General features: G+C 66.2%; 11 protein-coding genes. 8 read left to right on the plus strand and 3 right to left on the minus strand.

The genetic code is table 11. The annotated features are described in order from the left end of the window. Positions 1 to 328 precede the first annotated feature (328 nt). From ABIR74_RS08705 to ABIR74_RS08715, 3 genes are all read left to right on the plus strand, one after another. Positions 329 to 3,466, plus strand: coding sequence for a hypothetical protein (locus tag ABIR74_RS08705; RefSeq protein WP_348177110.1), 3,138 nt, complete (start codon positions 329 to 331; stop codon positions 3,464 to 3,466). 164 nt (positions 3,467 to 3,630) lie between these two features. Beyond that, positions 3,631 to 4,350: a L,D-transpeptidase gene (locus ABIR74_RS08710; protein ID WP_348177112.1), complete on the plus strand. Its 720-nt coding sequence runs from the start codon at positions 3,631 to 3,633 to the stop codon at positions 4,348 to 4,350. A 34-nt stretch (positions 4,351 to 4,384) separates the two neighbouring features. Further along, on the plus strand, positions 4,385 to 5,113 hold the full coding sequence (locus tag ABIR74_RS08715) for a L,D-transpeptidase (protein WP_348177114.1): 729 nt from the start codon (positions 4,385 to 4,387) through the stop codon (positions 5,111 to 5,113). A 326-nt stretch (positions 5,114 to 5,439) separates the two neighbouring features. On the opposite strand, the gene ABIR74_RS08720 is transcribed toward ABIR74_RS08715, so the two are convergent. Beyond that, positions 5,440 to 6,195, minus strand: a complete 756-nt coding sequence (locus ABIR74_RS08720; RefSeq protein WP_348177116.1) for a hypothetical protein — start codon at positions 6,193 to 6,195, stop codon at positions 5,440 to 5,442. Positions 6,196 to 6,366: 171 nt separating this feature from the next. Beyond that, on the minus strand, positions 6,367 to 7,101 hold the full coding sequence (locus ABIR74_RS08725) for an MBL fold metallo-hydrolase (protein WP_348177118.1): 735 nt from the start codon (positions 7,099 to 7,101) through the stop codon (positions 6,367 to 6,369). Positions 7,102 to 7,118: 17 nt separating this feature from the next. On the opposite strand from ABIR74_RS08725, the gene ABIR74_RS08730 reads away from it, so the two are divergent. Next, positions 7,119 to 7,517 carry a cobalamin B12-binding domain-containing protein gene (locus tag ABIR74_RS08730; RefSeq protein ID WP_348177120.1) on the plus strand — a complete coding sequence of 133 codons (399 nt, stop codon included), beginning with the start codon at positions 7,119 to 7,121 and terminating at the stop codon, positions 7,515 to 7,517. Between the two features lie 40 nt (positions 7,518 to 7,557). Here ABIR74_RS08730 and ABIR74_RS08735 read toward each other — a convergent pair whose 3' ends face one another. Continuing rightward, the gene (locus ABIR74_RS08735) at positions 7,558 to 8,409 is read right to left on the minus strand and encodes a M23 family metallopeptidase (protein ID WP_348177122.1); all 852 of its coding nucleotides are present in this window, start codon (positions 8,407 to 8,409) and stop codon (positions 7,558 to 7,560) included. A gap of 204 nt (positions 8,410 to 8,613) precedes the next feature. Between ABIR74_RS08735 and ABIR74_RS08740 the strand changes: the two genes are divergently transcribed. The 4 genes from ABIR74_RS08740 to ABIR74_RS08755 all read left to right on the plus strand — a co-directional run. Continuing rightward, positions 8,614 to 9,390 (plus strand): electron transfer flavoprotein subunit beta/FixA family protein, encoded by a 777-nt coding sequence (locus ABIR74_RS08740; protein ID WP_348177124.1) that lies wholly within the window; start codon positions 8,614 to 8,616, stop codon positions 9,388 to 9,390. Then, positions 9,387 to 10,349 (plus strand): electron transfer flavoprotein subunit alpha/FixB family protein, encoded by a 963-nt coding sequence (locus ABIR74_RS08745; RefSeq protein ID WP_348177126.1) that lies wholly within the window; start codon positions 9,387 to 9,389, stop codon positions 10,347 to 10,349. The genes ABIR74_RS08740 and ABIR74_RS08745 overlap by 4 nt, the downstream gene beginning before the upstream one ends. Before the next feature lies 1 nt (position 10,350). Then, on the plus strand, positions 10,351 to 12,072 hold the full coding sequence (locus ABIR74_RS08750; protein WP_348177128.1) for an electron-transfer flavoprotein:ubiquinone oxidoreductase: 1,722 nt from the start codon (positions 10,351 to 10,353) through the stop codon (positions 12,070 to 12,072). Further along, positions 12,073 to 12,632, plus strand: a 560-nt coding sequence (locus ABIR74_RS08755; protein ID WP_348177130.1) for an FAD-dependent oxidoreductase, incomplete at its 3' end; no start/stop codon positions are given.

Raw genomic sequence — 12,632 nt, forward strand, 5'->3', positions numbered from 1 at the left:
GTTGGGGATGGGGAATCGCAACGAGCCCAGCGGGCCGAATGAAGGTTCAGCGCGAGCACTTTTTGGTGTGCTCGCAGCGCGGAAGTGTGATGCCATGAACGATGGCGCAGCGCGATCAGCCAAAGGGCGCGGCGGACGGGTCCCGGCGTTTCTTGCCCTCCTTGTTTTGCTGTGCGCGTTGGTAGTGGCCGGCGCAGCCTCGACCTCCGCCGCCACATTCATTTTTGTCCCGGATTCCGGCGGGCAAAACGACATCGATCCCAGCTCGCTCGCCAACCAGAGCGATCTAAGTGGGTACGGCGTCAACGGCTCGGGAGCGGCCAGTACGTTGACTCAGTACGGGTGGAAATGGGACGAGGTTGACCTATCGGGCAAGAACACCCAGGACGTTTGCGTCTATCTGAGCTCGACCACCTCGGGCGCAAGCGACCCGAACGCAGCCGAGTATGCGGTCTGCTACAGCCTCCTCCAGGTGAACCCGACGGATACTCCCGTCGCCACCATCACATATTGGAGCTGTCCGACCTATGCCACAGCGAATGCGTCAACCGGTGGTCAGAAGTGCTTCGGTAACAGCACCGAGACCCTCCCTGCCGGCGTGACTCTCAGCGCGACGGCTGCCTTGACGACGGACGTTCTCCCGCAGTTCTCAACAGACCCAGACAACGACACCCAGGTCATCCTGGACGTCACATCGAACCTAAACTTGACCCTGATCAACATCTGCTCCAAGAAGAGCTCCTCACCGGCATCCGACTCGTCCGACTGCGGCATTGAGCGCGCACCCGCGTTTCTGAAGCTCGTCAAGGTCGTTCAGGGCGGACCTGCGCTTCCCAGCGAGTGGACATTGTCCTGGGACGGCCCCGGCACGAACGACGGATCGGTGACTGGAGACAACACCCAGTTCGTCCCTGTCCTCGAAGGGGTTTACACGCTGTCGGAGTCGACCGTGTCCGGCTACGGATTCTTTTCGTTGGTTTGTGCACCCAACGCGAGCACGGGTAGCACGGCCACGGGTAGCTCCGTCACGCTCGCTTCCGGCGATCAAGTCACCTGTACCTATACGAACACCCCTATTGCACCGACGTTGACGGTGAACAAGGTGTGTGTGCCGACCAATGATGGTGGTCTGTTCAATCTGCGGATCGATGCTGCGACTGCTGGCACGGGAGCGAATGCGGCCTGTGGTGGCACGACGGGTGCGGTGCAATCGACGCTCGGCCCCCATACGGTCAGTGAGACGGCGGGGACGAACACTTCTCTGGCGAACTACGACACCGTGATCGGTGGTGCATGTGCGGCTAACGGGACGATAACGTTGGTGGCCGGGCAGAACGCGGTATGCACGATCACGAATACGTTGAAGGCGGCGCCGCAGTTGACGGTGGAGAAGGTGTGTCCGAGTGGGAAGGCTGCGACGACGGATCGTTTCCAGCCGCGGAACGGTGGCTCTGATTTCGGGGCTGCGTTGGATTGTGGTGGGTCGTCGACGAATGCGTTGACGCCGGACACGGCGTATGCCATCACGGAGGTTGGTGCGGGGACGCCGGCGGCGAACCTGGCCAACTACACGACGACGTACAGTGCGGCGTGTGTGAATGCGCAGGGTTTGGCGCGTGGTGCGGCGACGCCGACGTGCACGATCACGAACCAGCTGAATCCGAAGCTGACGGTGATCAAGATGGTCGTTGGCGGCACGAAGACGGCGGCAGACTTTTCGATGACCGTGAAGCGTGGCGATGAAGCGCTTGCTTCGTTCCCGGGCAGCGACGGCCTCGGAACGACGCGGACGTACACCCCTGGCAACTACGCCGTCGGTGAAGTCGTCGACCCTCTGTACTCCGTCACCTACGGTGAAGGCTGCTCCGGCACGCTGGCGTACGGTGACGACAAGACGTGCACCGTCACGAACACCCGCAAGGCACGTTCGATCACTGTCGAGAAGACCGTGTCGGCGACGCCTGAAGGCGAGTACGTTCAGGCTCCGGACAAGGCGACGAACCCGGAGAACGGTGGCACGTTCTACTTCAAGGTCGTCATCACGAACGACTCGGTGGCGGACACGATCACGGTGACCGACCTCACCGACATCATCGAGCCCGACGAGACCGTTGACGCCGAGAACCTCGACAACCTCGTCTGCGGAACTCCGGATCAGGGTGACGGGATCCCGTTCACGCTGGCACCCGATGCTTCGATCACGTGCACGTTCTCGCGTGATCTCATCGGGAACGCAGGCGCGACCGAGACAGACCACGTCGACGTCTCCTGGAAGGACGAGGAGGGCACCACCCAGGAGCCGGAGTCGAGCAACGACGCGATCATCGAGCTCACCGACGTGCCGTCGAAGCTCCAGGTCGTGAAGACGGCGAATCCGACCTCCGTCCAGGAAGGCACGCGAGCGATCGCGTTCACGATCACGATCACAAACCTCGCGCAGTTCACGCTGGGCGAGGCTACGGTCAACGCGGTTGACAACATCACCGTCACGTCCCTGCAGGACGACAAGCTCGGCGACCTCGATGCCGCCGGCGACGTCACCTGCACGGTGGGGGGTGCGACCAAGACCTGGCCGATCACGATCACGCCGGGTCAATCGATCGTCTGCACGGTCACCCGGAATATCACGGGTACGCCGAGCAGCCCGCACGTCAATACCGCGACGGCGACTGGCACCGACGACGACGGCAACACGAAGACGGCCTCGGACGACGCAACGGTGACGTTCACCGCGACGCCGCCGCCGCCGTACGTTCCGTCGAGCGACGTGACGGTGACGAAGTCGGCCACGGCGGCAGTGCAGTTGCCGCTCGGCGGTGGCTCGGTTCCGATCGTCTACACAATCGCGGCGAGGAACAACGGGCCCGACGCTGCACAGAACGTGCTCGTGTCCGACTCGGCTCCGGTCGATGTCACATTCGTCTCGGCGACAACGGGTAAGGGAACGTGTACGACAACTGCGAAGGCGGTCGACTGCACGATTTCGAGCCTCGCTGCAGGCGAGTCGGTGCCGATCTCGATCAACGCCACGGTCAACGCGACCGGGACGAAGACAAACGTCGTGATCGTCAGCAACAAAACGCCGATCGACAACAATCCGAACAACAACACGGCCCAGGCCTCGACGCTCGTCACCGCTCCGTTGACGCCGCCGAAGCCGCCGGTCGTGGTTCCGGAGATCTGCAGCACGCTGGTCGCGAACCCGAAGGTGCTGAAGGCGACCGGCAAGGCGCAGAAGATCAGCATCACGGTCAAGAAGGGCAAGAAGGGTGTGAAGGGCGCAACGGTGAAGATCACCGGGCCTGGGATCTCGAAGACGGCGAAGACCGGCAAGAACGGCAAGGTCATAGTGACCGTAAAGCCGTCCCAGCCGGGCATCATCCGGGTCGCGATCCAGGGGGCGAAGGCCTGCAACACCCAGCGGATCGGCGTGGTGGGCGTGTACGAACCCCCCGTCACCGGGTAGCGCCCGACGTAAGCCGAAACGGAGTTAGGGCCGACGCCCCCGGGAGAACCGGGGGCGTCGGCCGTTCGGGCGCCAATCCCTCGTGCGTCGCGCAGTTGTTAGAGGTATGTGAAACCCTCGAACGAGGCATGGTTGCCCCCCACAAGGGGCACTACCCTGTGGGTATGAAGGCCTTCGTTCTCCTGGCTGTGCTGGTCGGGCTCATCGCGGTTCCGGCCGCCGGCGCCGACGCCACAGCACCCTCGAAGCCGTCGGCTCTCGCGGCGGTCGACGTCGTCGGTTCCGGCACGATCGCGTGGCCGAGCGTGGCCGTTCGCTCGCAACCGAGCAGGAAGGCATCGGTTCTGAAGACGATGACACAGTTCCGGCCCGACTTCCGGCCGCGCGTCGTCCTCGCGCTCGAGCAGCGCACGGATGCTGAGACCGGTGAGCCCACCTGGCTCAGGATCACGATTCCCGGCCGCCCGAACGGACGCTCGGGCTGGATCCCCGCCGCGAGCGCCACACTGAAGCCGGTGGATCGTTGGCTCGTCATCTACCGCGGCGCCCGGAAGTTCGAGTTCTACGTGAACGGAAAGGTCGTTCGCTCCGGCAGGATCGCGATCGGTAAGAAAGGGACGGAGACGCCGACCGGGCTCTTCTACGTCCAGGCCAAGTTCGATCCGTCGTGGGAGGTGCTCGGCGCCTACGCGTTCGAGACGAGCGGCTACTCCAAGCTCTCGGACTGGCCGGGAGGCGGCGTCGTCGGCGTTCACGGAACGAACGCCCCCGAGCTGATCGGGCAGGCCGTGTCGCACGGGTGTGTCCGGCTGTTGAACAAGGATATTCAGTATCTCCGCTCGGTAGTTCCGGTCGGAACTCCCATCAAGATCGTTGCAGCGTAGGACTTCCAGACCTCTCGACGAAATGATGAATCCCATGACTGGACAACCAGCTCGATTGCTCAAGCTTCTCATCGCGACCGCGGTGTTCGTCGTCGCGCTCCTCGTGCCGACCTCAGGCCTCGCTGTCAGCCAGTCACCGCCGAAGGCAGTCATCGGCGCTGGGACGATCAACGTGCCGATGCTGGCCGTACGCAGCGCACCGAATAAGAGCGCGCGCGTCATTGCCAGGTTGAGCGAGTTCAGACCCCAGGACTATCGCGCGCGGTACGTCCTTGCTGTCGGTGTGAAGAAGGGCAAGAAGGGCAAGACGGAGTGGTACAAGATCACCGTGCCCGGCCGCCCGAACGGCCGCACGGGCTGGGTGCAGGCTCCGCACGTCGCGGTCAAGCCGATGCCGTGGCAGGTCGTCGTCTACCGCGGCACCCGCGTCGTTCAAGTCTGGAAGAAGAATGAGCTCGTCTACACCGGCAAGATCGCCGTCGGAGCTCCCGGCACCGAGACGCCGACAGGGCTCTACTACGTCACCGTTCGTTTCAAGCCGGTGAAGGTTCCGTTCCTGGGTTCGTTCGCCTTCGAGACCAGCGCCTACTCCAAGCTGTCGGAATGGCCGGGCGGAGGGGTCGTCGGGCTTCACGGAACGACGGCGCCCCACCTGCTCGGGCAAGCCGTCTCACACGGCTGCGTCCGCATGTCGAACGAGACCGCGAACTTCATGCGTGACCGGATCCCGCTCGGGACGCCGATCCGCATTCTCGCCTCGTAGGCGGAGGCGTCCGGGAGGGCGAGGCATCCAGGAGGGCGAGGCATCCGCCTCGCCCCTACGGGCATGGGTGACACGTCGCTGTCGTAGGGGCGACGCGGACGTCGTCCTCGGGTGCCGGATGCGTTTGGGCCGGCGGGTGTTTCGGGTGTCGTGGGCCCGGTTGTGCGTGGGCCATGTTGTCGTAGGGGCGACGCGGATGCGTCGTCCTCGGGTGCCGGGTGCGTTGGGCCGGCGGGTGTTTCGGTTGCCGTGGGCCCGGTTGTGCGTGGGCCATGTTGTCGTAGGGGCGAGGCATCCGCCTCGAGGGCGAGGCATCCGCCTCGCCCCTACAGGCTCGTTGCCTCGAACGCGTACGGGGAAGGCGCACCCGCTGACAGCGTGCGCTGCCCATCGGTCGAGCCGCTCAGGCGCTTGACGTCGAACCCGCGGTCGAGGAACTTGTAGCCGGGTGAGAAGGCCTGCCACGAGCCACCCTTCAACGCGGCAACGCCGACGCCGTCGAAGCGGAACCCGAACCGGTTGCAGACGCCCCGATTGCCGTCCCACGATTCCGCGGTCGCGATCGGACGCCACCGATTGGTCGAATTCGCGAGCAGGATCGGCTCGGTCACCGCGGCTCCGTCGAGCCAGACTCGCCAGTAGTTCGGGCGGCCGGACATCTCGAGCACTGCGACCTTGTGGCTCTCGCCGACCGCGATACCCTGCAGAAGCGTCACGAACACCGGATCCTGGCCGCCACGAGTGATCTCGGCGTAGACCATCGTGGGAGTGTCCGGCATCGACGCGACGCCAACCTGAAGCCACGTCGTCTCGCCGCCGGCGCCCTGACCCGGTCCGCCGACACCGACCCAGCCGGCCACGTGACCGGCGGCGACGTTCGCCTGCACGGTCGGTGTGATCGTTGCGCGGACACCGTGAGCGACCTTGGTTGCCTGATGGCCCGCGTAGGCGTACCCCTGGGAGCCGTTCGCTCCCGCGCCACACTTCTGCCCCGTTGCCTGTGCCGCCTCGCTGCCGGGGCCGGCGACCGTAGCTCCAAGCGCGAGAGCCACGAAGGTGACAAGAATGAGGAACCGCCGCATGCCAGAGGGATCGGCAGCAGCGGTACCCTCGGGTGATCCCTCGGATCAGCGATCGCGCCACCCGAGCAGGGGAGGCACGATGTCGTCAGTCCCTCGATCGGATCGCTCGGACGGGGGACAAGCTGGTTTTCCCGTGCCTCGCTCGGGCACACCCTCGCCGATTCGAGTCTGTTACAGCTCGATCTCGAGGCCGTCGAACGCCTGCTCGACGTCGGGCGGGGTATCCAATTCGGAGGGGCGATGTGTGAGCAGCACTCTCCTCGTCCCGGATTGTGCGGCAGACGCAAGTGCCTCGTCGACGCTGAGGTGCCCTCTCAGCGGTCCGTCGTCGACGCCGCGTTTGAGCGTTGCTTCGCACACGAAGAGGTCGGAGTCACGGGCGAGTTCCGCCAGTCGCTCGCTCGGGCCGCTATCGCCTGAGTACGCGATTGTCACGCCGTCGGCCGAGAGCCTGAACCCGTACGTCTCGAGCGTGTAATGCGGCAGTCGCAGCGGCACAACCTCGAAGCCGGCGGCGACGAACGGTTCGTCCGGCGCGTACTCGCGGACGGTGAACACGCGGTCGAACATGTCCCTGAAGCCGAACTGCTCGCCGAACTCCTCCATCACCGCGCGGCCGCCCTGATGAACCCAGAGGTCGGGGCGATTGTCGACGGCGACGGCTCCCGCCCAGCGGTACATGGCGCCCCAGACCCACGGCACGAGATCGCCCCAGTGGTCGAGGTGAAAGTGGGTGATCGCGATGGCATCGACGTTCGGCCAGCCCTCGCGTTGGCGGAGGCGGGGGAGGACGCCGGGGCCGCAGTCGACGAGGAGCCGTCCGGCCTCGTGCTCGAGCAGGTATCCCGAATGGGCGCTGCCGGGATTGGGCCAGGCGGGCGAACAGCCGATGACGGAGAATTTCATCGCCGTATACTGCCCATGTGGAGCGGAAGATACGCGTGGTGATCGCCAAGCCCGGCCTCGACGGACACGACCGCGGTGCGAAGATCATCGCGCGCGCCCTGCGCGACGCAGGGATGGAGGTGATCTACACCGGCCTCCATCAGACCCCCGAGCAGATCGTCGAGACGGCGATCCAGGAGGATGCGGACGCAGTCGGGATATCGGTGCTCTCGGGAGCGCATATGACGCTCGTGCCGAGAATCATCGACGGCCTCCGCGCCCAGGGCGCGGACGACGTGCTCGTCGTCGTCGGCGGGACGATCCCGGCCGACGACGCAGGCGAGCTGATCGACCGCGGAGTAGCAGCGATCTTCACGCCGGGTGCTCCGACGAGCGAGATCGTCGCGTTCCTTCGCTCGGCCACTGCACACGTGTAGATACGGAACACGCTCGGAACGGCCGCGGAGACGGCCCGACTCATCCGGGGCGGATCCGATCGACCGAGAGTGCTCCGGGCTCGCCTGCACTGACGGCGAGCGTCGCCGGCGTCGGAATCGTGAACGCGACGACCTTCGTCGCCTTCCACTTCCTGGAGCTCAGGGTTCGCCTCGTCGGCGACAGAATGAGATCTACGAGTGACTCATCGACCACGGACTCGACCGGCACCGCCAGCTCGAGCGTGCGCGCGGGGATCGTCACCCACGTTCCGCCCGGCCAGACCCGGTAACTCGTGATTGCGAGCTCGACGATCCCGCCGCCTGCCGAGGTGACCGTCCCCTTGACCCCGACTGTCACGGGCTTCACAAGTGGTTGAACCGGGAAGAGCAGGCGCCGCGCCTCGTTCAGATACGGACGCGGATTCGCGTCGACGCCGTCGTTCGGATGGATCTCGAAGTGGAGGTGGTAGGTCCCCTCAGCGTCGCCCGAGTCGCCGTTATAGGCGATGAGCTGGCCGGCCTTGACCCGTGAGCCCGTCTTGAGACCGTTGGCGTAGGCAACGCCCGGCGCACATGTGCCACGATTGTCTCGCTTCGCGGTCAGGTCGTTGTTGAGGTGGACGTAGAGGTAGGTCGTGCCGCTTGCGCCGTAGAGGTAGAGCATGCACCCGGCCCGCGACGACGTCGTCCAGAGCCTGATCTTCCCGTCTTCCGCCGCGACCGCGGGGGAGCGCCACGTCGTGAGGATGTCGTTCCCCGCGTGTCGACCCTGCCCGCGCGGATCGCCCCAATCGTCGAAGTACCTTGCGGCACCGACGACCGGAAAGACGATCGGATTCTTGCCGCCAGAGGGTGGGTCGGCGGGCTCGGGGACCGCGAGTGAAGCTGACACGACCGCCAGGCTGAGCGCCAGGAGGAAAGAGAGGAGGAAGGCTCCTCGGGCTGTCGTCCGGTGAATTCGCATCCTGGATCGGGAGCCAAGTGTCTCCCGTGATTCGCGCTCGAAGGGCGGGAGCCTACCAGAGTGCCTCGACGTCTCACCACGAGAGTCACCTCTACCCTGCCACTCGAATTGTTCATCATCTAGGCTCACGGTATGAAGATCGCGGTCTGTGTGAAGCAGGTTCCGGACGCAACGTCGGGACGAAAGCTCGATCCCACCACGAACCGGCTCGACCGGTCGGGGGAGGGTGCGCTCAACGCGACCGACGTCAACGCCGTCGAGGAAGCTCTCCGGATCAAGGAGGCACACGGGGGCGAGGTCGTCGTCGTGTCGTTCGGGCCGACCAAGGCGCTCGATTCCCTGCGCAAGGCGCTCGCGATGGGTGCCGACCGCGCGATGCTCGTCTCGGATGATGCAGCCGCCGGTTCGGATCTCGTGGCCACGAGCTACGCGCTCGCGAAGGGGCTCGAGCGTGAGGGAGCTGACCTCATTCTCTTCGGGCAGCAGTCATCGGACTCCGACGGTGCCGTCCTCTGGGCCGCGGTCGCCGACAGGCTGCAGCGTCCGGTGATCTCTCAGGTCGCCGAGCTCACGGTGGAGGGGGCCTCCGTGACCGGGAAGCGGCAGACGGAGTTCGGCTACGACATCATCTCGGCGCCGCTGCCGGCGGTCGTCGCAGTGTCGGATGCGATCAACGAGCCGCGCTACCCGTCCCTCAAGGGAATCATGGGGGCCAAATCCAAGCCGGCAGAGACGTTGTCGCTTGCGGATCTCGGGGCCGATCCCGCCCTCGTCGGGGCTGCAGGATCGCGGACCAGCGTGCTCACGCTCGCTCCACCGCCCGCGAAGGGAAACCAGATCAAGATCGAGGACGACGGAACGGCCGCCGATCAACTCATCGCCTGGCTTGCGGAGAAGAAACTGCTGTGAGCACCCTCGTCTTCCTCGAGCATCACGATGGGCTCATCCAGAAAGGCTCGCTCGGCGTGCTCGCGAGAGCGCTCGCCGTCGGCGGGCAGGACGTTGCCGGTGTGATCGTCGGGCACGGCGTCGCCGACGCCGCGGCATCGGCCGGCGCGTACGGCGTGTCCAACGTGTACGCCGTCGACGCACCCGAGTTCGAGGCTCCGCTTCCGCAGCCGCGCGTCGACGCGCTCGAAGCGGTCGTTACAGCGTCGGGCGCGACGAACATCCTCTTCGCCGCCTCGGTTCTCTCCGCGGACGTTGCCGCCGGTCTCTCGGCGCGACTCGACGCCGGCCTGAACTGGGACATCACCGACTTCGAGATCGACGGTGGAGAACTGACCGCCCGCCGTCCCGCGCTCGGCGACACCGTTCTCGTAACCGTAGGCTGGACGACCACGCCTCGCATCGCCCTCGTGCGATCGGGTGCGTTCGAGCCCGTCGAAACGGGCGGATCCGCCACCGTCAAGGATGTCGCAGTCACGCTCAGGGAGTACTCGACGGCCGCGCAGATGGTCGAGCAGGCCCAGGAGCAGGCGAGCGGGCCCTCGATCGAGGATGCGGATGTCATCGTCGCCGGAGGACGCGGGCTTGGCGCGCCGGAGGGCTTCAAGTTGGCGGAGGAGTTGGCGGCGGCGCTCGGTGGCGCGGTTGCGGCGACACGTGCCGTCGTCGATGCCGGCTGGTACCCGTACTCGACGCAGGTCGGGCAGACCGGCAAGTCGGTCTCACCGAAGCTCTATATCGCGCTCGGGATCTCTGGCGCGATCCAGCACAAGGTCGGCATGCAGAACTCCGGTGCGATTGTGGCGATCAACAAGGATCCGAACGCGCCCATCTTCGACTTCGCCGATTTCGGGATCGTCGGCGACCTGAACGCCGTCGCCCCGAAGCTCGCCGAGCTCGCGCGAGCCCGCAGGGGGTAAGTTGGCCAGGGGCGCAGCGGCCGCAGTCCGTGCCGCGGACTTCCCGCCGCCGTTCTCGAGCAACGAGGCGATTGCCGCGCCGACCGACGCGCTGGACGAACGCATCGAGGTGGGAGTCCTGATCGTGGGCGGCGGACCAGCGGGCCTCTCGTGCGCGATCCGTCTCGGGCAACTGCTCGCGGACGACCCGGCGACGGCCGAGAGACTCGGCGAGGTTCCGGTGGCGCTCGTCGAGAAGGGGAAGCAGCCCGGATCGCATCTCCTCTCCGGCGCCGTCATGAACCCGCGCGCGATTCGCAGGCTCTTCAGCGGACGGCCCGAGCAGCTCGGGGGCGTACCGACCTACGGGGAGGTGCCTGGTGAGGGCGTCTACCTGCTGACGCGGAAGCGCGCCGTCAGGATCCCACCGCCGCCGACGCTCCGCAACCACGGCAACTGGATCGTCTCGATCTCGCAAATGTCCCGCTATCTCGCCGAGCAGGCGGAGGCCGCTGGCACGTTCGTCCTGCCGGAGACCTCGGCCGACAGGTTGCTCGTCGAGCACGGGCGGGTCGTCGGGATCCGAAGCGGCGACAAGGGGCGAGGGAAGGAAGCCGAGCCGCTCGGCAACTTCGAGCCGGGAGCGGACATCGTCGCGCGCGTGACCGTGCTTGCCGAAGGGACAGCCGGCCACCTCACGGGCGCTGCGCTCGATCACTTCGGATTGCACGGCCGCGAGCCGCAGATCTGGGAGCTCGGAGTCAAGGAGGTGTGGCGCGTCGCGAAGCCGCTCGACAGGATCGTGCACACGCTCGGCTGGCCGCTCCGCAAGTCGGCGAAGTATCGCGAGTTCGGCGGGTCGTGGATCTATCCGATGGGCGCTGACATGGTGTCCCTCGGGTTCGTCATCGGGCTCGACTACCGCGACGTGGAGCTCTCGGCGCACGACCTTCTCCAGGAGTTCAAGACGCACCCCTTCGTTCGCGAGATCCTCGACGGTGGGGAGCGGGTCGCCTGGGGCGCGAAGACGATCACGAGCGGTGGCTGGCACGCGATGCCGAGCCGGCTCGGTGCGCCCGGGCTGTTGCTCGCCGGCGAGAGCGCCGGGCTCGTCGATCTCGCCCGGCTGAAGGGTGTCCACTACGCCATCGAGTCCGGTCGCCTGGCGGCCGAGGCTGCATATCGGTCGTTGCAGCGAGGCGAGAACCCGGGCCGGATCGGCGCCTTCGACGCCTACGACGAGGAGATCCGCACCGGGTATCTCGGCAAGAGCCTCCGCGAGGTGCGCAACATGCGGCAGGCGTTCGAGAAGGGCTTCTTCGTTGGTGGTGGTCTCGCCAGCGCGATGACGGTGACGAAGGGGAAGCTGCCGCCGAAGGAGTTCCACAACGAGCCGAATGTCACAGCGCCGCTTCTCCGCACGGATCGTGCATCGCGCTATCCGTCCGCGGACGGCGCGCTGACGTTCGACAAGCTCTCCTCGGTGTTCGCGTCTGGCAACCGGACGCGCGACGACCAGCCGAACCATGTTCGGATCGAGCGGAGGGTGCCACTCGACGTCGCCGAGATGTGGGCCTGGATGTGCCCGGCTCAGGTCTACGAGGTGGGGGCGGACCATGGCGACGGCACCGTCGACGTGATGCTGACGCCGTCGAACTGCGTCCAGTGCGGCGCGATCACGGCGCGCGGCGGCCGCCTGACACCGCCGGAAGGTGGATCCGGCCCCGAGTACACCCTGACGTGAATGCCCGTTCCTGATCGATCCAGCCTCTCGTTCGCAGATCGCACGGTGGACGTCGCTGTCGTCGGTGCCGGCATCGTCGGTCTTGCGGTTGCACGGGCGCTCTCACTCCGGCGGCCGGGGCTGAGTATCGTCGTCATCGACAAGGAGTCCTCGATCTCGCAGCACCAGACCGGTCGCAACAGCGGCGTGATCCATTCAGGCATTTACTATGCCCCGGGTTCACTGAAGGCTCGCCTCTGCACTCAGGGGGCGGCCGCGCTCAAGCAGTACTGTGCCGAGCGATCGATCCCAACGAACATCTGCGGCAAGGTCATCGTCGCGACCGATGCCTCCGAGCTTCCGCGTCTCGAGGAGTTACATCGGCGGGCGGTCGCAAACGGCGCGGTCGGCCTGGAGCTCATCGGACCAAACCGCTTGCGGGAGATCGAGCCGCACGCGGCTGGCCTGCGCGCGCTGCACGTACGGGGAACCGGCATCGTCGACTACGGCCTCGTCGCACGCGGCTTCGCCGACGATGTCGTTGCCGCAGGCGGCGAGATCCTCCTGGGGTACGAGGTCGA

Source organism: Gaiella sp. (assembly GCF_039915195.1).
GTDB lineage: Bacteria > Actinomycetota > Thermoleophilia > Gaiellales > Gaiellaceae > Gaiella.

Excerpts from the sequence above, each read along its gene's own strand:
- ABIR74_RS08710 (WP_348177112.1), top strand. The coding sequence starts at position 3,631 with ATGAAGGCCTTCGTTCTCCTGGCTGTGCTGGTCGGGCTCATCGCGGTT.
- ABIR74_RS08715 (WP_348177114.1), top strand. The coding sequence starts at position 4,385 with ATGACTGGACAACCAGCTCGATTGCTCAAGCTTCTCATCGCGACCGCG.
- ABIR74_RS08720 (WP_348177116.1), bottom strand. The coding sequence starts at position 6,195 with ATGCGGCGGTTCCTCATTCTTGTCACCTTCGTGGCTCTCGCGCTTGGA.
- ABIR74_RS08725 (WP_348177118.1), bottom strand. The coding sequence starts at position 7,101 with ATGAAATTCTCCGTCATCGGCTGTTCGCCCGCCTGGCCCAATCCCGGC.
- ABIR74_RS08740 (WP_348177124.1), top strand. The coding sequence starts at position 8,614 with ATGAAGATCGCGGTCTGTGTGAAGCAGGTTCCGGACGCAACGTCGGGA.